At 37.4% G+C, this 20,467-nt stretch carries 19 protein-coding genes; 9 read left to right on the top strand and 10 right to left on the bottom strand.

Translation table 11 applies throughout. The features are described from left to right. The first annotated feature begins 82 nt into the window (after nt 1-82). Nucleotides 83-697, top strand: coding sequence for a 2OG-Fe(II) oxygenase (locus FJR37_RS20140; RefSeq protein ID WP_039204530.1), 615 nt, complete (start codon nt 83-85; stop codon nt 695-697). 65 nt (nt 698-762) lie between these two features. Here the strand turns inward: FJR37_RS20140 and FJR37_RS20135 are convergent, their stop codons facing one another. Beyond that, nucleotides 763-1,959, bottom strand: a complete 1,197-nt coding sequence (locus tag FJR37_RS20135) for a 1-deoxy-D-xylulose-5-phosphate reductoisomerase (RefSeq protein ID WP_039204531.1) — start codon at nt 1,957-1,959, stop codon at nt 763-765. A gap of 177 nt (nt 1,960-2,136) precedes the next feature. Here FJR37_RS20135 and FJR37_RS20130 point away from each other — a divergent pair, with 177 nt between their 5' ends. After that, complete coding sequence (locus tag FJR37_RS20130) at nt 2,137-3,459, top strand: hypothetical protein (protein WP_052150078.1); 1,323 nt, start codon at nt 2,137-2,139, stop codon at nt 3,457-3,459. 291 nt (nt 3,460-3,750) lie between these two features. Here the strand turns inward: FJR37_RS20130 and FJR37_RS20125 are convergent, their stop codons facing one another. Further along, nucleotides 3,751-4,359 carry a Uma2 family endonuclease gene (locus tag FJR37_RS20125; protein ID WP_039204532.1) on the bottom strand — a complete coding sequence of 203 codons (609 nt, stop codon included), beginning with the start codon at nt 4,357-4,359 and terminating at the stop codon, nt 3,751-3,753. Nucleotides 4,360-4,904: 545 nt separating this feature from the next. Here FJR37_RS20125 and FJR37_RS20120 point away from each other — a divergent pair. Together FJR37_RS20120 and FJR37_RS20115 are read left to right on the top strand one after the other, a co-directional pair. Next, nucleotides 4,905-6,086, top strand: coding sequence for a hypothetical protein (locus FJR37_RS20120; protein ID WP_168466945.1), 1,182 nt, complete (start codon nt 4,905-4,907; stop codon nt 6,084-6,086). 11 nt (nt 6,087-6,097) lie between these two features. Then, the gene (locus FJR37_RS20115; RefSeq protein WP_168466944.1) at nt 6,098-7,498 is read left to right on the top strand and encodes a DUF2079 domain-containing protein; all 1,401 of its coding nucleotides are present in this window, start codon (nt 6,098-6,100) and stop codon (nt 7,496-7,498) included. A 179-nt stretch (nt 7,499-7,677) separates the two neighbouring features. Here the strand turns inward: FJR37_RS20115 and FJR37_RS20110 are convergent, their stop codons facing one another. Both FJR37_RS20110 and FJR37_RS20105 read right to left on the bottom strand, forming a co-directional pair. Then, nucleotides 7,678-8,010: an RNA-binding protein gene (locus FJR37_RS20110; RefSeq protein WP_168466943.1), complete on the bottom strand. Its 333-nt coding sequence runs from the start codon at nt 8,008-8,010 to the stop codon at nt 7,678-7,680. A 269-nt stretch (nt 8,011-8,279) separates the two neighbouring features. Next, complete coding sequence (locus FJR37_RS20105; protein ID WP_168466942.1) at nt 8,280-8,816, bottom strand: phycobiliprotein lyase; 537 nt, start codon at nt 8,814-8,816, stop codon at nt 8,280-8,282. 1,395 nt (nt 8,817-10,211) lie between these two features. Between FJR37_RS20105 and FJR37_RS20100 the strand changes: the two genes are divergently transcribed. Further along, nucleotides 10,212-10,580, top strand: a complete 369-nt coding sequence (locus FJR37_RS20100) for a 2TM domain-containing protein (protein WP_168466941.1) — start codon at nt 10,212-10,214, stop codon at nt 10,578-10,580. A gap of 86 nt (nt 10,581-10,666) precedes the next feature. Here the strand turns inward: FJR37_RS20100 and FJR37_RS20095 are convergent, their stop codons facing one another. The 6 genes from FJR37_RS20095 to FJR37_RS20070 form a co-directional block, all read right to left on the bottom strand. Further along, nucleotides 10,667-12,271 (bottom strand): NAD(P)H-quinone oxidoreductase subunit 4, encoded by a 1,605-nt coding sequence (locus tag FJR37_RS20095; RefSeq protein ID WP_168466940.1) that lies wholly within the window; start codon nt 12,269-12,271, stop codon nt 10,667-10,669. A gap of 258 nt (nt 12,272-12,529) precedes the next feature. After that, the gene (locus FJR37_RS20090) at nt 12,530-13,042 is read right to left on the bottom strand and encodes a hypothetical protein (protein WP_168466946.1); all 513 of its coding nucleotides are present in this window, start codon (nt 13,040-13,042) and stop codon (nt 12,530-12,532) included. A 125-nt stretch (nt 13,043-13,167) separates the two neighbouring features. Beyond that, nucleotides 13,168-13,476 carry a DUF4357 domain-containing protein gene (locus FJR37_RS20085; RefSeq protein WP_205748405.1) on the bottom strand — a complete coding sequence of 103 codons (309 nt, stop codon included), beginning with the start codon at nt 13,474-13,476 and terminating at the stop codon, nt 13,168-13,170. A gap of 180 nt (nt 13,477-13,656) precedes the next feature. Further along, nucleotides 13,657-14,106: a DUF29 domain-containing protein gene (locus FJR37_RS20080; protein WP_168466939.1), complete on the bottom strand. Its 450-nt coding sequence runs from the start codon at nt 14,104-14,106 to the stop codon at nt 13,657-13,659. Between the two features lie 225 nt (nt 14,107-14,331). Then, a complete protein-coding gene (gene thrB / locus FJR37_RS20075; RefSeq protein ID WP_168466938.1) occupies nt 14,332-15,246 on the bottom strand; it encodes a homoserine kinase in 915 nt (304 codons plus the stop codon). Between the two features lie 180 nt (nt 15,247-15,426). Continuing rightward, complete coding sequence (locus FJR37_RS20070) at nt 15,427-16,128, bottom strand: rhomboid family intramembrane serine protease (RefSeq protein WP_168466937.1); 702 nt, start codon at nt 16,126-16,128, stop codon at nt 15,427-15,429. Nucleotides 16,129-16,248: 120 nt separating this feature from the next. Between FJR37_RS20070 and FJR37_RS20065 the strand changes: the two genes are divergently transcribed. From FJR37_RS20065 to ybeY, 4 genes are all read left to right on the top strand, one after another. Further along, a complete protein-coding gene (locus tag FJR37_RS20065; RefSeq protein WP_168466936.1) occupies nt 16,249-18,318 on the top strand; it encodes a serine/threonine-protein kinase in 2,070 nt (689 codons plus the stop codon). A gap of 156 nt (nt 18,319-18,474) precedes the next feature. After that, a protein-coding gene (gene prfB / locus FJR37_RS20060) for a peptide chain release factor 2 (protein ID WP_168466935.1) occupies nt 18,475-19,588 on the top strand; the annotation gives its coding sequence in 2 pieces (ribosomal slippage) (nt 18,475-18,546 and nt 18,548-19,588; 1,113 coding nt in all). Nucleotides 19,589-19,681: 93 nt separating this feature from the next. Then, nucleotides 19,682-19,837, top strand: a complete 156-nt coding sequence (locus FJR37_RS20055) for a DUF3285 domain-containing protein (RefSeq protein WP_071992792.1) — start codon at nt 19,682-19,684, stop codon at nt 19,835-19,837. A gap of 13 nt (nt 19,838-19,850) precedes the next feature. Further along, nucleotides 19,851-20,399 carry an rRNA maturation RNase YbeY gene (gene ybeY, locus FJR37_RS20050; protein WP_168466934.1) on the top strand — a complete coding sequence of 183 codons (549 nt, stop codon included), beginning with the start codon at nt 19,851-19,853 and terminating at the stop codon, nt 20,397-20,399. Nucleotides 20,400-20,467 lie beyond the last annotated feature (68 nt).

The following is a 20,467-nucleotide window of genomic DNA, read 5'->3' as shown; positions in this document are numbered from 1 at the left end:
TAAATCAAATATCCTGTTAATACTCATCCTGGATATCCTGATTCAGACAAAAATTAAACTCAAGATCCATTAATTTAAGACCGTGAAATACTATCAACAACATCCTAACGCCTTTCCTGTTCAATATCTCCAGGACTTGTGGGGAGAAATCCAAGCTTGTCCTTATTTTGCTGTTAACAACCTTAACCGGGATTTTATTAATACTAAAGGCTTTTCTGTGGTATTTCAACGTCAGGGTTTAACAGAAGTTATCCAAAAATTTCCCTATTTTAAGCCTTATTTAGATTTGGCGCTTTTACCTAATTGTAATGCTTTTTATCTGAATCCTTTACTACTCAAAGCAGGTTCTCGCGTTGACCCCCATATTGATCGGTCTTTGCGTTCCTATTGTAAAACCGTTGAACCTCCTGCATTTGTCAGCGTGCTTTATGTGCGCGTACCAGAGGATATGGAGGGGGGAGAATTGGTGCTAAAATCGCAAAAACGCCAAGTGGGACAAGTTAAACCCCAAACCAATTCTTTAATTTACTTTCAGGGTGATTTAACTCATTCTGTGAATGCAGTGACAACTCCTGGAAATCGCTTAAGTCTTGTGTGTGAACAGTATTGTTTGAGTGAGGATGAACTGGAGGAAATACCACAGTTTACATTAGAGTCCAGGGCTAATCAAGGGAATGGGAAAAAACAAAGGAAGTAAGCTAAAATTTCCACAAGATCCCCGACTTCTTCAAGAAGTCGGGGATCTATTTATTCTATTTATTGTTAACCCACAGAAATTATCTGTGGCTGAATTGCTACCTTTTCCATAGCTGTGAAAACTTCTTGTCTAGCCCATTTATCTGCTGCTAAAATGTCATCTAAAGAGGGATTTTGTTTGTTATCATTTTGATGGCGATCGCACACAAATTCAATACACCGAGCAATATCCAAATAGTGAATTTTCTCATCTAAAAATAACGCCACAGCTTGTTCATTTGCCGCATTCAACACCGCCGGCATAGAACCACCAGCCCTACCCGCAGCATAAGCTAAACCCATACAAGGATATTTTTGATGATCTGGTTCACGGAAAGTTAAATCACCAGATTTCACTAAATTCAATCTTTCCCAATTAGTGTAAACTCGCTCCGGCCAAGATAAAGCATAAAGCAAAGGTAAACGCATATCCGGCCAACCAAGTTGAGCCAAAACAGAAGTATCTTGTAATTCTATTAACGAGTGAATAATACTTTGAGGATGAATAACAATTTCGATGTTGTCATAATCTACCCCAAATAAATAATGAGCCTCAATTACCTCCAAACCCTTATTCATCAAAGTTGCCGAATCTACCGTAATTTTTCGCCCCATTGACCAGTTAGGATGTTTAATAGCATCAGCAACCTTTACCTCTGGTAATTTTTCCACAGGCCAATCTCGAAAAGCGCCCCCAGAAGCAGTCAGCAATATCTTTCTTAAACCATCTTTAGGAACACCTTGCAAACATTGAAAAATAGCCGAATGTTCGGAATCGGCTGGTAATAGTTTCACTCCGTGTTTTTCCACCAAAGGTAGCACCACAGGAGCGCCAGCAATGATAGTTTCTTTATTTGCTAAAGCAATATCTTTGCCCGCTTCAATAGCTGCAATGGTCGGCAGTAACCCCGCACAACCAACAATACCAGTAACAACCGTCTGAGAATCGCCATAACGAGCAACTTCTATCACTCCCGCTTCCCCAGCCAGTAAAATGGGTTGAGGATTTAAGTCTTTAATGGCTTCTTTAAGTTCCGGTAACTTTTCAGCAGCAGAAATGGCGGCGATTTGGGGACGAAACTGGCGAATTTGCGCCGCGAATAGCTCCACATTCCGTCCAGCAGCCAATCCCACAATGCGGAATTTATCGGGGTGTTCAGAGACGATATCTAAGGTTTGAGTCCCAATTGAGCCAGTAGAACCAAGTAAAGTAATAGCTTTCACAATTTTTTAAGGATTAACAGATAATTCCAACTATAAATGGCTTGGGACTCGTTGATAAGAGCAATTCCGACAATCAATTAACTCCAATCAAAACTTTTGCTATTTTGGACATAAATGCGTAACATTACTTAAAACTCACCTTGTCATTACCTCAGAATCAGAAAAAAGCAGAAGCCTATGGTTAAAGCGCAAATGGCGATATCTACACTCACCACAGCGATCGCCAAATTTATCTGGACAGATGATTTCTTGTTTCCTGCGTCTATGTGGCTTGTAAGTCGCATATTTATTTGGACTGCTATGTTATTGATTGCCCCCCATTTACCAGCATTACAAGATGGCATTACGCCCCATTTTGGCTGGGGGATTTTTGATGCTTGGGATAGTGTCCATTATCGAGCAATATCCACTGAAGGTTACGAATTTGTTGATGATGGGAAACAACATAATCTGGCATTTTTCCCCCTGTTTCCTGTCAGCATTTTTATTTTCATGAAATTCGGTTTTTCATTTGAAATGGCCGGATTAATTATCAATAATTTGGCATTTCTAGGAACACTTTATTGCTTATATTCCTGGGTGAAAAAACAATGTGGCATCAGAGCAGCCCATTGGACAATTGCTGTTATTGCTTACTGTCCTATGTCTCTATTTACAGGAGTAATTTATACAGAAGGTTTGTATTTGTTATTGAGTACAATGGCTTTACGTGCCTTTGATCAAAAACAATATGTTTGGACAGCAATTTGTGGGGCAATGGCCACAGCAACACGCCCGACAGGTATGGCATTAATTTCCGCATTTTTAATTACAGCTTGGAAACAAAATAAACCACCAATTGCCTACATTGCAGGTCTATTATCTGCTACAGGTTTATTACTATTTAGTGTGTATTGTCAACTAAACTTTAATGATTTTTTAGCCTTTATTACTGCACAAAAAGGATGGCGGCCTTCCTTCGGTTTTGATTGGGAAGGTTGGTTAAATATGTTCATGCAAATTCCCTTTGGCAGCAATTGGTATTTTGGTTGGGTTGAGAATGATGAAGGCGGAATTAAAGACTTTTGGTATCCGCTATTTTTTAGTTTAATTGTGATTAGTTCTTGTTGTTTATTGTATTGGCGGAAATATTTCAAGCCATTGATATTCTATACTGGTTATGCGACAATCATATTATCATTAATAATTGCTGATCAGGGATTAATAAATAATTTGCTTAACGTATCTATGATATTAGGTAGTAGTTACCTTTTATGGTATTTCCGTCAGCAACTAACTCCAGTCATGGTAGCTTATGGTTTTTGTGGTATTGCTTTACTTTTAGCCTCTGGTGGGACAATTTCTTTAAGTCGTCTTGCTTATGGAATTGTTCCTCTAAATATAGCTATAGGTGTCTGTTTATCTCGTTATCCCCGTCAAGCTTATTTAGTCATGGGTTTGTTTATTACCTTACTTGGTAAATTAGCAATAGGTTTTGCTCAAGAAATTTGGGTAGGATAGGGGAAAATAAGTAGTGAGACAGAATTAATTACACAATGTCATTGCGTTAGCGCAGCGTGGCGTTAGCCATATGGAACGAAGGGAAGCAATCGCAAGGGGTGTGATTGCTTCCCTTCGCTCGCAATGACTGTAAATATTTTTGTCCAATTACTTAAGTAGGTGAGCGTTGAAAATTGTCGTTATGGCAAGGCAAAAGGCAAGAGGCAAGAGTGAAGAGGGTTTGGGCGATTTTACATTTCTTTACACAGTTTGGTTTTATTGTGTTCACCTACTTACTTAAAGTTGAGAATATCAAGATGTAGAATTTTCGACTGCGGATTTTATATGAGGAAATTTAACTTTATTGTATAAATCTTGTAAAGAAATCTCAAAAGATACTGTTTCCAAAGATATGTTTTCATCTTCTTCGTCATACTCACACAAAGTCCATCTTTTTTTCCCAGTTTTGAAAAATTGTTCTACATGAATGCGGTTTTGATCAATTAATAGATATTCTTGAAAAGTGGGAATTGTTCTATAAGCTGCAAATTTATCTTCTCTATCATAACTTTTGGTAGATTTGGATAAAACTTCAATAATTACCTGGGGATTTGTGATTGTATCTGTCCGATTATTGAAAAATTCCGGCTCATCTGCAATAATGATCACATCTGGATAAGTGTATATTAGTTTTTGAGGTATCCATAGACGTATATCACTGTTAAAAACCTCATATTTGCCTTGTTGTCTAAAGGCAAAATTCAGCGTAGCGTAAAAATTACCTGTAATCCGGTTATGATTTATAGATGCACCAGCTATGGGAATTATTTGTCCGTCAATGTATTCGCTTTTATACTCAGCAGTGGCTTCTAATTCCAGATATTCTTCTGGGGTGTAATATTGCTTTGCTATTAATTGCATATTTTTGATCAGAAAGCGATGTTCGTTAGTTTAACATATCAGTAATAATTATTGATTAAGTTTTTATCTATTAAGTTTCTAATACTTTCCATCTGTTGCATTAGAGATTCAACCAAAGTATGGTAAGTTTTAATACGTTAGTAATAGTAAAATTTTTACTAAGAGGTTGTTTGAAAACTTTTTCGTGTGGGATCTGACACCCGCAGATCCCCCTAAATCCCCCTTAAAAAGGGGGACTTTGAGGAATTTAGCCCCCCTTTGTAAGGGGGGTTGGGGGGATCTCGATTAATTCTGATACTTTTCAAACATCCTCTAAGTAATTGGACAAAAATATTTATAGTCATTGCGAGCGAAGGGAAGCAATCACAACCCTTGGAATTGCTTCATTTCACTTCGTTCCATATGGCTAACGCCACGCTGCGCTAACGCAATGACATTGTGTAATTAATTCTGTCTCACTACTTAAATAGATCAATAATAGTACGGTATTTCCTATTTTTCTTAAAGTAAAATTTACAAAGATAAAAGTATCATAATTAATAATCATGAATAATTCACACAAAACATTATTGAAGTCAATAAAAGATAAGTTTGATCATATATTAATTCCCAGATATTTGGCAATTGGTATTATATTTGCTGTAACAATCAGATTAGTTTGTGTTCCCAATAAATCAGTAGATTACAAATATTTTCTAGATCCTTGGTACGATTTTATCGCATCTCACGGTGGTTTTAGTGCCTTAAAATATGGCTTTGCTGATTATACACCCTCATATCTTTACTGGCTTTTGATTGCCTCTACTCTGCTTTCTGGATTACCAAAAATTCTGGCAATTAAACTTTTTGCCATGAGTTTTGACTTTATTTGTGCATTTTTTACTTACAAAATTGTCAAGCTTAAATATCCTGTGGGGAGAATGGCAAATTGGGCTTTTTTAGCCGTTATCTTAAGTCCCACTGTAATTTACAATAGTTCCCTTTGGGGACAATGTGATGTTATCTATACCACGGGATTAATTGCTTGTGTTTACTTTTTATCTATTCACAAACAAATTCCTGCGTTAATCAGTTTTGGGCTGGCACTTTCATTTAAATTACAAGCAATGTTTTTAGCACCTTTGTTATTAATTTTATTAGTTAAAAAAAGAATATCTTGGTTATACTTACCAATAATTCCTTTAGCCTATCTAGTAGCAATGTTGCCAGCTTGGATTGCTGGTAGATCAATTACAGAATTACTATTGGTATATTTTGAACAGTCTAATAAATATAAAGAACTAGCTAAAAATGTCCCTAATCTTTATCAATGGATTCCTAATGAGTTTTATAACATTGTTGTGCCTATAGGGTTAATGTTAACTGTAACTGCCATACTTTTATTAGTGTATCTTGTTTATAGAAATAAATTAGAAATTACTCAAGATAGACTGATATATTTAGCTACAATGTCAGTATTTTTTATGCCATATCTTTTGCCAAAAATGCACGAAAGATATTTTTATCCTACAGATATTTTGTCTATTATCTTTGCTTTTTACTTTCCTCAATATCGTTGGGTAGCAATATCGGTGCAACTGGCATCATTTATTAGTTACTTGGGAACTCCTATATATATTCAATTGTTTTCTATTCCTTTAGGTTTTACTCTTTGGTTTATTGTGCGAAATTGTGATATGATCTACCAGAAATCAAAGCCTGATTTTTCCTTAAACATCAATAAATAATAAATTCTAATGTGGAAAAATTAATACCTAAAAATAATATCTCTGTAATTATTAGTATTAGTGCCTTAATTTTATTAGCAGCTAGTATTATTCGGCATGAGTTATTTAATTCATCTGGAGATTTAGCATTTTTTGATCAAACAGTTTACTTAATTAGTCAGGGAAAATTACCAACTTCCTCTGTACTTGGTTTTCATGTTTTAGCTGATCATGCTGCTTGGATTTTGTATCCTATCGCCTTACTATATAAAATATATCCTCATGTCTATTGGTTGTTTGTAGTTCAGTCTGTTGCTTTGTCTTTAGGTGCTTTTCCTACATATTTACTCGCATTACAAGCAGGGTTGAAAGACAATCAAGCAATAGCAATGGTAGTTGTTTACCTACTATATCCAGTCCTATATAACAGTAATTTGTGTGATTTTCATCCAGATACTCTTGCTGTTCCTGTACTTTTGACAGCAGTTTTAAATGCAAGAAGCAAAAAAGTATTTTGGTTTTGTATAAATGTTTTAGTAGTATTGGGATGTAAAGCTGTACTTTCCTTGACAGTAGCAGCTATGGGTGTTTGGTTACTACTATTTGAAAAACGGCGTTTGTCCGGTTTCATAGCTATTATTAGTGGTTTAGCATGGTTTGTAATTGCTAACAAAATCATTATTCCTTTTTTCGGTAGCGAAGCAGCATTAGTCAGTCGGCATTTTTATCGTTATAGCTATTTAGGAAATTCATTTTCGGAAACATTACAAATTATCTTATTTCAACCAAAAATTATTATTAGCAACATTTTATCATCTATAAATTTAGAATATTTGTCTTTTCTATTAGCACCTGTAATCTGGGGTTTAATACCTAAATACATGACACCATTAATAGGTGCGATTCCTTGTTTAGCATTAAATATACTTGCTGATCATCCTTCACAAAAAAACGTAATTTTACATTATTCTTTACCAGCAATTCCCTTCATAATGTTAGCATTAATTGCTAGTATTGCGGCAGATAAAGCATGGCTAAAACAAAAAAGAGTAATTTTTTTATGGTCTTTAATTTGGTTTTTGATTTTAGGTAAATGGGGTTTCTTTATTTCCAAATATCTTAATTCTGTAGATAATTGGCAAGCTACTAAAGAAGCAATATCTTTAGTGAAAACTCAAGACAGTGTGTTGACTACAGATGTAATTACTCCACATTTAACCCATAGGCAACAGATTAGTTTTAAATATAAACTCCATGAGTTGAATAATTTTCATTATATATTACTTAATACCCGCCATCCTGGCTGGGGCGCAACAGTAGAAGATTATAATAATTTGACTAAGGAATTAAAAAAGCGTTCTGATTTTAATTTAAAATATCAACGTGATGATGTATATCTCTTTGTATATAAAAAAATGGCATTGCCGATTTGAGGTATGAAGATGATTTTTGATGATTTTACAACCCTTGTAGAGACGCTCCATGGAACGTCTCTACAGCTAAATTCATACTTAGTTTCAGCAACGCCAAAAAAATTACCCACTCCGCCGACGGAATAGGCAATTTTCAAGAATTTAATAACTAAAAAACTTTAGTTAGATTTGGCTTAGACTTAATAGCGATTGCCACCGCCGCCGCCACGGTTGCCACCGCCACCGCCGTAGCCACCACGTCCACCACCGCCACCAGAAGAACCTCTGTCTTCTTTGGGTTTTGCTTTGTTTACTTTCAAATCACGACCCATCCATTCAGCACCATCAAGGGCATCAATAGCAGCCTGTTCTTCAGCCTCAGTACCCATTTCCACAAAACCGAAGCCGCGCAAGCGACCTGTCTCACGGTCAGTGGGAAGCTGAACACGTTTCACAGCACCATATTCCGCAAAAACTTGAGTCAGCGCATCTTGTGTAACTTCATAAGAGAGGTTACCCACGTAAATTGACATAGAATATTTCCAAAATCATAAGAGTGTAGAGATTTAGATTTCGGAGAAAAGTCTGTAAATACCAAAAGGGAAAGCCTGTCAATACTAACCACAAACATTACCGCCGAATTAATTCCCACCTTCTAATGATTACACAAAAAATCATAATTGTGGGAAGAAGTTTAAAAAATGTTGTAAAAAGTCATATTTGTTGCTTATGATCAGTCCCACCTGTAAGTTATGCCCGTTAATTAACCCTATCCCCTGCATTTCAGCCATGAACCGCTCGATTATATTCGCTTCTCCAGGTATTGACCAATCATTAATTGTTCACTGGCACGGGAAATGATGCTTTGTCGGGTACGATATTTACTACCAATGAGTTTAATCTCTTCCTCAAATACTGAATTATTATATTCAGTCCGTAAACAAAGAGTTTTAGGGTTTGATAAATAATAATCTGCTGTAACGGGTTTAGATGTGGCAAAACCACGATCTCTATATAATATATTGCCCAAAGCCCCAAACAGGGTTAAACCTTGAGATTCTCGTCTGACCTTAATTATATCAGTGCTTTGCCAAGATACTTCAGCACCACAGGTCAAACTTTGCAAATCAACTAAATCATGGAGTTGGGCTAGTTTTTCCAATTCTTCACACCCCTGTTCTAAAAATCGGATGGTGATTATACTCTCCATTTCCTTGGTTTCTCCCTGAGGTAGGGTGTAGTAACGTCGTTCTGAGTGCCATTCACCTACCGATTCCTCAAAGAATGCGGCAATCTGCCTTTCATCAGCGGTTTTAACCAGTTTGAGGGATGCTTTCACTGTTTACTTTCCTCATTTATCCATAGATTGTTGCTTGATTTTCTATATCTTTCTGTGCCATCTGCTACTAGGCTATGGTAATACATCTGGCTTTACCGGATATAGGTATAAAAGGCAATTATTATTTACTATTCTTAATATAGAGGTGAACCATAGAAAATGCCAGGGGGAAATTCAGATAAGTAGTGAGACAGAATTAATTACACAATGTCATTGCGTAAGCGTGGCGTGGCGTTAGCCATATGGAACGAAGTGAAGCAATCACAACCCTGGCGATTGCTTCCCTTCGCTCGCAATGACTGTAAATATTTTTGTCCAATTACTTAAGTGGGTTGGCGTTGAAAATTGTCGTTATGGCAAGGCAAAAGGCAAGAGGCAAGAGGCAAGAGTGAAGAGAGTTTGGGCGATTTTACGTTTCTTTACACAGTTTGGTTTTATTGTGTTCACCTACTTAATAACTCCCGGTTTATCCATTTTTTGGGCATTTATACTCCGCAAGGGAATAAATTGAGCTTTTGCTTAGAGGATGTTTTAAAAGTGGCATCCCGTAATTTTCATCACATTGTTACCCCCTCTCCCCTTAGGAAAGGGGGTAACAAGAAAATCCAGTTCCCTCCCCTTTACAAGGGGAGGGTTAGGGTGGGGTAATTTGAGGAATAATGGTGATTCGATAACTTGTGTGTACACGATAGCCTGTACTTGCAGCTATTTGCATAAAATAAGCTAAATAAGGATATGTTCGACGTTACGGCAACAAAATCCATAGTTACAAACCAACGAGTAGATGAGATACCTATACCACTAATACAGATAGAACGGATTAATGTACAAGGACTAATACAGGGGTTATTGCTAGGATGCAATACGATATAGGGCGTATACCCTACGCCCCTACAGACTTAAGGATTTGCTGACTAAGTAGGTGAACACAATAAAACCAATCTATGTAACGAAAAGTAAAATCGCCTAAACCCTCTTCACTCTTGCCTCTTGCCTTCCCATAACGACGATTTTCAATGCTAACCTACTTATATAAAAGCTCATCCATATAAATTGGCAAAGACAAAGCTAGGGAAATGTAGCTGTGATTAATAATTGGGGAATTGAAATCTATTAATAAATTTGTGCTGTTAATTACGACATCAATTATTTTTCAACTATAAAATGTGTTTCTAAGCAATTCGTAGGTACATATAGGACTCCTATTTGATTTTTGAACAGAACTCGGTACATACTGAAATCCTTCTTCCCTGTTCCCTGTTCCCTGTTCCCTGTTCCCTAACTCAACGGAAAATTCAGGAATCAAACCGGATTCCTATATATTTTAAATGATTGTGTAGCTACCGTTTCAAAAATAACTCTCAAAAGTATTTTTTGCCATTTTAGGTATTGATAATGACTTACAACGCAGAGGAAATGCAGCAGATTCTTGAAGTAGCTTTTAGACAAAAACAAAAGGGAGAATATACAAGAGAACAAATTATAGAAATAGCCTCAGAATTAGGTGTTTCTTCAGAGTCGCTACAAGCTGCGGAACAAGAATGGTTAAAAAATAATGTAGAAGTAAAAAAAGAGCAAATGTCTAATAGTCAACAACGGAAAGATTTCAAATCTCATCTATTTGCTTTTCTGGCAATTAATGGTTTTTTGGTGCTGTTAAATTTAGTGGTAAGCCCTGGAAATTTCTGGGCAATTTATCCCATACTAGGATGGGGGTTAGGTTTATTACTGCATGGCATAAAGGTTTATATTAGTAATTACTAAAATAGATCCCCGAATTCTTGAAGAATTCGGGGATCTTATCCCCTTTTAATTTAAGATTTACTAGAGCGCTCTTTTGGGTTTGATAATTACTCAACTATATTCACTATTTGGGAACTAGCTAATGTTGGTGTGGTGAAAATTTGCGAGTATAAGTTTGTAGGTTGTTGACTAGCAACAACTGGTAGAACTTGACGAGCATGAGCCGTAACTGCCACTGTTTTTACATCATAGATTTGTGTAATCATCTTAGGATAAAAACCAATACCGATGATGGGAACTAATAAGCAAGCGGTGATAAATAATTCACGGGGCTTAATATCAAGAACTACAGCATCTAAATGTAAGTCTTGATGTTGGTTGCCGTAGAAAACTTGACGTAGCATGGACAGTAAATAAATGGGTGTCAAAATCACGCTAACTGCTGATAGAAAGATGACTACAATTTTGAAGCTGGAACTGTAAACATCACTGGTAGCAAGACCTAAGAATACCATCAATTCACCGACGAAACCACTCATTCCGGGTAAAGCCAGAGAAGCCATTGAACCTATAGTAAAGAGAGCGAAAGTTTTGGGCATTACTTTACCCATACCGCCCATTTTATCCATCACTAAGGTGTGAGTACGTTCGTAAGTTACACCGGAAAGGAAGAATAAACTAGCAGCAATTAAACCGTGAGAAACCATTTGTAATACAGCACCGCTGATACCGATTTCTGTATAAGATGCAATGCCAATTAACACAAACCCCATGTGGGCAATTGAAGAGTAAGCCAGACGGCGTTTGAGATTGGTTTGAGCAAAGGCGCAACAAGCACCATAAACAATATTAACTACACCTAAAATCGCTAAAACTGGAGCAAAGGTAACATGAGCATCAGTTAACATTTCTACGTTAAAGCGAATTAAGGCATAACCACCCATCTTTAACAATACACCTGCCAAGATCATTGAACCGGGTGCGGATGCTTCACCATGAGCATCAGGCAACCATGTATGTAAGGGAAAAATGGGTAATTTGACACCATAAGCGATTAAGAAACCTGCATAGAGGGCTAATTCTAAGGTTTTGGGATATTCTTTCATTCCCAATTCGGTCATGTTGAAGGTGAAGTTATCACCATAGAAAGCCATTGCAAAACCAGCTATCAGTATAAATATGGATGCTGCGGCGGTATAGATAATAAACTTGGTAGCTGCGTAACGGCGGTTTGTGCCTCCCCAGATGGAAATTAGTAGGTAAACAGGTACTAGCTCAATTTCCCACATCAAGAAGAACATTAATAAGTCTTGGGCGAGAAATACTCCTAATTGAGCGCTGTACATAATCAACATCAACGCATAAAATAAACGCGGCTTGTTGGTTACTTTCCAAGCCGCGAATACTGCGAGTGTGTTAATGAAGCCTGTGAGAAGTATCAGGGGCATTGATAAACCATCAATGCCTAGAGACCAGTTAAAGCCAATTTGGGGTATCCAAGGATAGCTTTCTGTCATTTGCAGGGCGGAACTTTGAAAGTCGTAATTCTGCCAAAGGGCAAAAATCATGAGTACAAAGTCTAATAATGCCACTCCCAAGCCGTACCAGCGGACGGTTTTACCCTCTTTATCGGGAATAAGAGGAATTGCGAGGGCTGCCACTAAAGGCAGGAAAATTATGGCTGATAACCAAGGAATTTCTATGGCATTCATCACTGTTGACAATGTTTTTTTGGTTTTGCTTTTGTTTACATTATATTAAGGAATCGTTACGTCTGTAAACGATTTCTTATGAAGATTTCCAATTTGGAGGACAGATAGTAATAAATACTTACTAAATTATGCCGCGAGTCCATTCTAAATGTAAATTTTTGCAACGTCAACAAAAAAACAGCGACTGATATCGCTGTCTTTAGTTATAATGAACAGCTTGAGGATAAATTGAATTTTTATCAAAGTTATCTCTGTTTCTTAGACAATACGGTTGACAATCATCCACACTTCTCCGTCTGATCTTACGAAAGGGACAGAAATGGTCTTAAAGCCTGTGATGAAAGGTTTGTAGTAAACTTGCCAATACATGGGACTAAGTTCATCGGCGCAGGTTTTGAGGAGTTTAATTTCTTTTGCCAGTTCTCCAGCTAGTTCATTAACTCGTTCGGCATGAACTTGAGCAATTTTTTTGGCTTCTTCTAGCTGTTCTTGTTGTTGAGAGATGCGGATAGACATGGGCAAATACCGATTGAGATGAGCTTTCCTTTGTTGTATTTGCTTTTCTAGGTAATATAGGGCATCGTCTATGCCTTTAAGTTCGGCGGACAGTTGGACGTTTTCTCTGGCTTGACGACGGTAAGCTTCAACTATGGCTAGGGGTGAGTCGTTTTCACCGGATTCTACATGATGATTAGTCAGTGCAGCGCGTTCTTGTTGGAGTGCTTGAATTTGAGATTTCAGTGCTGCTATTTCTGACTGGATTTTTTCCATATCCATATATATATGATGATTGGGGGTAAGTGAAAAAGCTGTTACTTCTTCTGGGCGATCGCTTGACAATCAAAATAGTCACGGCAAGAACAGTACTCTGCTTGCAGCAGTGCTACGCGATCGCATTAAGTTGTTGGCTGAATTTGTTTGTTAGCTTTTGATATTTCTTGCTTCTCAATTTCATGTAACTTTTTGCCGGAAGAATCTTTCCATTCCTTCAATCCGTTTGCACTACGCCCCATTATTACATTTGCTGCTGCTGATGGGCTACTAAACAACCAATCGGATTTAAAAACAAGTTTGTCATCTACTTGAACAATAATTTCATTCCAAAATTCTTTTTTTGATACATGGTCAACAAGTCTAGAATAAGCATTTTCAGCCTCACCAATGTATACTTTAGCCTTTTGCCTTGCCATAACGACAATTTTCAACACCAACCTACTTAGTTAAATTAAGCGATAAGCGATTCTTACGAAGTGCTGGCACTATTGCATCTAATAATATCACGGTTTTATCCGCTCTCATGATATTTTATACATTAATTACTTGTCAATTAGTTGTGTGTGACAATCGCTTCACACTCCATAGACATCACACAAACAATGACTTAATCAATTAGGTAAATAATGAATATCAAGAACTTCCTCCAAAGAATAAGGACATTCTGCGGGAAAATTTACAGTAAAACCTGTTTTTTCTTGAACATAACCCAAAGCGTCCTCATAAATAGTTGTAAAAATAGAATTCAAATAATTATACAAATTAGATGTTAATCTATCTTTTAACTGTACTCGAAAACTTCTAATTTCTGAACGCCAATGATTTTTATTTCTGTCATATTCTTGTGTCCAAAACTGCAATAATAAAAGATGTCTAATTACTTGTTCTAGTAGGCTTTTAACTTGATGCTTATCTCTTTTTGTCAATGATTCCAACTCCTCAATTAAATTTTCTAAATCTAACTCATCAAAACGACTTTGTTTTAATAATTTAATAGTTTCTAATAACCATAAATGGTCATCTGTTTCATATATCTGCTGCAAATTAGTAATAACTGTCATAACTTCACCTTTTGTTATTTATAAATTACACATACAATCAATATATATTGTAAGGTGCATCGGACTCGATAATTTAATGTTAATCAACAAAATGAAATGTTTAAAGTAGGGGAACACTTCTGTTCCCTTCCCATCACTTAAGTCACACTACGTTATCACCGATACGTTCTCAACTCAAATAGGATTGCTATAGATGTTTGGTGTTGCTGCATTTGTAATTATCTATTACAAAATAACCGCCCCTTGCGGATCTATGGGGAGCGATCGCACAATTGAGTCCATACCCATTGCAGTCCAGGCATTTGCCATTGCTGTTTCTACGGATTTGGCATAACTTGTATCTACTAAGGCTAAAAGTGTGGGGCCTGCACCACTAATTACCATGCCATAAGCACCAGCAGCAACAGCCGCCGCATTCACAGTATCATAACCAGGAATTAAAGCTTGGCGATAAGGTTGATGTAATTTATCTTGCAAGGCTGCTGTTAACCATTCTTCTCGATTAGTTGCTAAACCGCGCAATAATAAACCTAAATGAGAAATATTGAAAATTGCATCAGCACGACTGACTTCTGTGGGGACAACCTTTCGTGCTTCTGAGGTTGATAACTCAAAATTAGGAATTGCTACAACTGGAACTATATCTCGATGCCAGAGAATATCGCAAATTTCCCAACCTTTTTTGCTGGTAGCAGCCAGACGACAGCCACCTAATAACGCTGGTACTACATTATCAGGATGTCCTTCCATGGCGATCGCTAATTCCATCACCTTTAACTCAGACAAAGGCGAACCCGCCAACTCATTGGCAGCAACTAACCCCCCGACAATAGCAGTCGCCGAACTACCTAAACCTCGCGCCAAAGGTACACCCAACTTAATTTCTATTTTCACCGCGGGTGGTGTTTGTTCTATATATTCATATAACTTGATAAAAGCCTGATATAAAAGATTACTCTCATCAGTTTCTACCTTTGCGGCTTCCAAACCAGAGACTTGAATAATTAACTCACCTGCATCAAGAACAGTAAACTTAAATTCGTTATACAGCTTTAAAGCTGCACCTATACAATCAAACCCCGGTCCCAAATTCGCCGTCGTCGCGGGAACTTTAACAGTAATGGTAGAAACTACAGACATTGAAGTTAATTGACAATTCCAATATGAACTACCCCATTTTACTTCCTTATACCAAATTAAGATATGGAATAAGATATCAAGAATTATTAAACGCAGATGAACGCAAATAAACGCAGATAAATTCGGATGAATTGATGGATTTGATGATTCTGTGCAGCTTCACATAAAAATCACAATAACCTAAAGTCTTTGTCTGATTTTCATAAAAGCCGCACCCGTCACTAACGCCGCAAATTGTCCCCAATAACTGACGCTAGAGAAGGAACTACTACCCGCCATATTTAAACTCCCTATGCCATAAAATGATTGCTGTATAAACCACCAAAATAAATACAAAATAACTGGTACTTCCACAGGAATATACAAAACCAATAAAGTTAAAACTGAATATATTTTTGCCTGGGGAAATTTGATCAAATATGCACCCAAAATAGATGTAATAGCTGCATTAGCACCGATAATTGGCATTGTTAAATCGGGGGATAAAATAATTTGGACTATGCCAGAGAAAAAGCCAGAAGTTAAATAAAGTAGTAAATACTGTTTATGTCCTAAAATACCTTCGACTGTTTTCCCAAATACCCATAAAAACAGCATATTTCCTAAGATTTGGCTAAAACTACCATGCAGAAACAGCGATACAGGTAAAGAAAGTAGCCGCCAAAATACAATTACCCACGCCGCAGAATTGTCAACAAAAGCGTTAGCAATTGCAATATTTATTTGAGATGGAATAATTCCCCAATTATTAATTAAATTTCCTAATTCATTACTCCATTCTAATTTGATTTCCCAGAAAAATATGAGTATATTAATCCCAATTAACCAATAATTAATAATAGGCTTTTGCCAACTGCGAATATTATCATCTATAGGAATCATCTTGATTTTAACATTTGAGCTACTGATTTTTAACCACTAATTAATATTTTTCCCCATCTCCTCATTTTTGTATGGGAAGATTATCATAAATGTAACACAATAGTCAAATAGGCTCAGGAAATGCTAGGAAACACCCTTGTAGGCAGATACCAAATCACCAATTACCTGGGAGGTGGCGGATTTGGTGAAACTTATGTTGCTAATGATACTCAATTACCAGGCTCTCCTCAGTGTGTAGTTAAGAAACTCAAACCTCAGTCTACGGATATTGCCACTTTAGAAATAGCTCGGAGGTTATTTGATACAGAAGCTCAAGTTTTATACAAATTAGGGAATCACGATCGCATTCCCCAACTTTTAGCCTACTTTGAAGAAAATGCCGAATTTTATCTGGTTCAAGAACTGATTATTGGTAATGATCTCAGTCAAGAATTAAAATCCGGTGTCATCTTCACTCAAAATCAGGTAATTTCTCTATTACAAGAAATTTTAGAAATTTTGGACTTTGTGCATCAACAAAAGGTAATTCATCGTGATGTCAATCCTCGCAATATTCTCAGACGAGAACAAGATAATAAGTTAATTTTAATTGATTTTGGTGCAGTCAAACAAATTACGACCAAATTAGTAAACTCTCCAGACATTACTAAATCTACTGTTGCTATTGGCACACCCGGTTATACTCCTGGAGAACAAGCACAAGGAACACCAAAATTTAGTAGTGATATCTACGCTTTGGGGATTATTGCTATTCAAGCTTTAACTGGATTATCACCTGATCAATTAGAAAAAGATGTCGAAACTAATGAAATCATTTGGCAAAATTTCGCCACTGTCTCTCCAGAATTTGCCCAATTTTTAAATCAAATGATCTGTTATGATTTCCGCCAACGTTATGCTTCCGCAACAATAGCATTACAAGCTTTACAGGAATTAAATAAAAACCCATCGGCAACAATAATTATTTCCCCTGCTACCTTACCAAACCGAGTAAAAAATCCCCAAAATACAAAAGGTATATTCTGGAAATTGCTATTAGGAATATTCATTTTAGGTATTGGTAGTTTCGGCGCAATATTTATGCTCAATCGCCTGAATAGTAAAAACGCTATAGAATTATATAATCAGGGTAATACTCTCATTCAATTACAACGCTATGAAGAAGCCTTAGCAACTTATGAAAAAGCCATAGATATCAAATCTGATTATCCTCAAGCTTTATATGGTAAAGGTAAAGCATTATTTCAATTAAAGAAATACCAAGAATCTTTAATAGCTTATGATCAAGCTATTCAAATTCAACCAAATTATTTAGAAGCTTGGACTAATCGAGGTTTTGTTTTAGTCAGACTCAAACGTTATCCAGAAGCAATTGCCACTGTTGATAAAGTTTTACAACTAAAGAATGATGACCCCAAAGTGTGGCAACTCAAAGGTGATATCTTTATAAAGATTAGCCAATATAATGATGCAATTAAAGCTTATGAACAAGCGATTAATTTCCAAGCTGATAATCCTGAATTATGGTACAAAAAAGGATTAGCATTCCAAAATCTTAAACAATATGAAGAGGCAATTACCTCCTATAAAAAAACTGTGGAATTAAAATCTGATCATGAATTAGCTTGGTACAATTTGGGTAATTGCTTAGTTAATTTAAATCGTTATGAATTTGCTTTACAAGCTTATGATCAAGCAGTCCAGTATAATCCAAATAACTCCGCAGCTTGGTTATCAAGAAGTAATATATTAATGACATTACGTAGATACTCAGAAGCAATTGATTCCTTTACCCAAGTAATTAAAACCAATCCTCAGCAATATCAAGCTTGGTATAATCGAGGTTGGGCATTCCATCAAGTTAAACGCTATGGAGAAGCAATAGAATCTTACAAAAAAGCTATTAGTTTAAAAGGAAATGATTATTTAGTATGGTATAATTTAGGGAATACACAATATAATTTACAAAAATATCAAGAAGCGATCGCCTCCTATAATAAAGCCATTCGCTATAAACCCAATCATTATGAAAGTTGGTACAGCAAAGGCAATGCCTTGTTAAATTTACAACAATACCCACAGGCGATCGCCTCCTACGACAAAGCCATAGAATATAAACCAGACTACCAACAAGCCATAGAAGCCCGCACCAAAGCCCAAAATACTCCAAAATTCCCCATCAAACTCTAATTCCCCTCAACTCCTTCTCTCTGCGCCTCTGCGCCTCTGCGTGATAAAAAAATCATCCCATTAACTCAGCAACACCCTGAGACATTGCCAAAATCCAGTAAAATCTAGAATATTATCTCAAAGAAATCTCAAGCCCTTGCAACTTGAGTCAAAATTATGGACGTATTAGAACTAAAACGCGAAATCGAAACATTGTCTAGCCGCCTGGGTAAAACCCAGGACTATCTTTGACGTACCCGCACTCAAAGCTAAAATTCACGACTTAGAACAAATTTCCGCCCAAACAGAATTTTGGGAAGACCAAAACCAGGCACAAAATACCCTGCAAGAACTTAATGATCTAAAATCCCATTTAGATCAATATTACAAGTGGCACACCAACTTAGACGATACCAGGGCAGTTGTTGAGTTATTGGAACTAGAAACCGATACAGCATTATTGCAAGAAGCGGAATCTACCATTACCAAACTCAATCATGAACTAGACCAATGGGAACTACAACAACTCCTTTCCGGCACTTACGACGACAAAGGTGCAGTCCTGACAATTAACGCCGGTGCTGGTGGCACAGACGCACAAGACTGGGCATTTATGCTCATGCGGATGTATACCCGGTGGGCAGAAGATCATGGTTATAAAGTCACCCTAGCGGAAGAATCAGAAGGTGACGAAGCCGGCATTAAATCCGCCACCCTAGAAATTACCGGACGTTATGCCTATGGTTACTTACGTTCCGAAATGGGGACTCACCGTCTCGTCAGAATTTCTCCGTTCAACGCTAACGGCAAACGGCAAACCAGCTTTGCCGGCATCGAAGTCATGCCGCAAATAGATAACACCGTCAAACTAGACATCCCAGAGAAAGATTTAGACATTAGCACCACCCGTTCTGGCGGCAAAGGTGGGCAAAACGTCAACAAAGTAGAAACCGCAGTCCGCATAGTTCACCTCCCCACCGGTCTAGCAGTCCGGTGTACAGAAGAACGTTCCCAACTGCAAAACAAAGAAAAAGCGCTCGCCCGTCTCAAAGCCAAACTGTTAATCATTGCCAAAGAACAACGCGCCCAAGAAATTGCCGAAATTCGCGGCGATATGGTCGAAGCTTCCTGGGGTAATCAAATCCGCAACTATGTATTTCATCCTTATCAAATGGTGAAAGACCTGCGGACAAACATCGAAACCACAGCCATTACAGATGTCATGAACGGTGAACTTGATATGTTCATTCAAGCCTATCTCCGGCAAGAAAACCAGATAGTTGAAGCGTAACTTAGATCCCCGACTTCTTTGAGAAGTCGGGGATCTTTGCTATATTTCCCTGACACAGGTTACAGTAAGAAAAGAGATGATAATGAATTAATTATGGAAAAATCCCCTGCCAAAGAACCCCAGCCTAGCTATGTCAAACTCGCCATGCGAAACATGGTTAGAAAAGGCGGCACTTCCCTCAAACACTTTGCGTTAACTGCCGTAGGACTGTTATCTGTCCTCGTGGGTTTGGCATATCTTACTCGCTAAGAGAGGAAAACTTGTGCCGCTACAGGTTGAATTATATTTAGAAAATTGCTTTGATGACTCTTCCCCAATTCCTCTCGAAACTTGGGAAAACTGGTTTTGGCAATGGTTGGAAATTCTTGAGGATTACTTGCCAACTGCACCTAGTTATGAAATCAGTTTGCGTTTGACAACCGACACAGAAATTCAAACCCTTAATTCCCAATATCGCCAACAAGATAAACCTACAGATGTCTTAGCCTTTGCATCTCTAGAAGCAGATTTACCACAAAGCGAAGAAATGCTGGATGCCATGCCCTTGTATCTAGGTGATATAATTGTCTCTATAGATACAGCACAACGTCAGGCACAACAGCAGGAACATAGTTTGTCTACAGAGTTGGCTTGGTTAACGGCTCATGGTTTACTACACTTGTTAGGTTGGGATCATCCTGACGAAGAGAGTTTGATAGTAATGTTAAACGAGCAAGTTGTATTACTGAAGAAAATAGGTATTATTATTAACTTAGAGTTGGAGGTAGGGGGAGTAGGGGGAGTAGGGGGAGTAGAGGAGGTAGGGGGGTAGGGGGAGTAGGGGGAGTAGGGGAGGTAGGGGGGTAGGGGAGGTAGGGGGGAGTAGGGGAGGTAGGGGGG

It is taken from the genome of Aphanizomenon sp. UHCC 0183, assembly GCF_009712065.1.
Lineage (GTDB): Bacteria > Cyanobacteriota > Cyanobacteriia > Cyanobacteriales > Nostocaceae > Dolichospermum > Dolichospermum heterosporum.
Note: the sequence above shows the minus strand (reverse complement) of the source record. Positions and strands in the feature narration are given on the sequence as shown.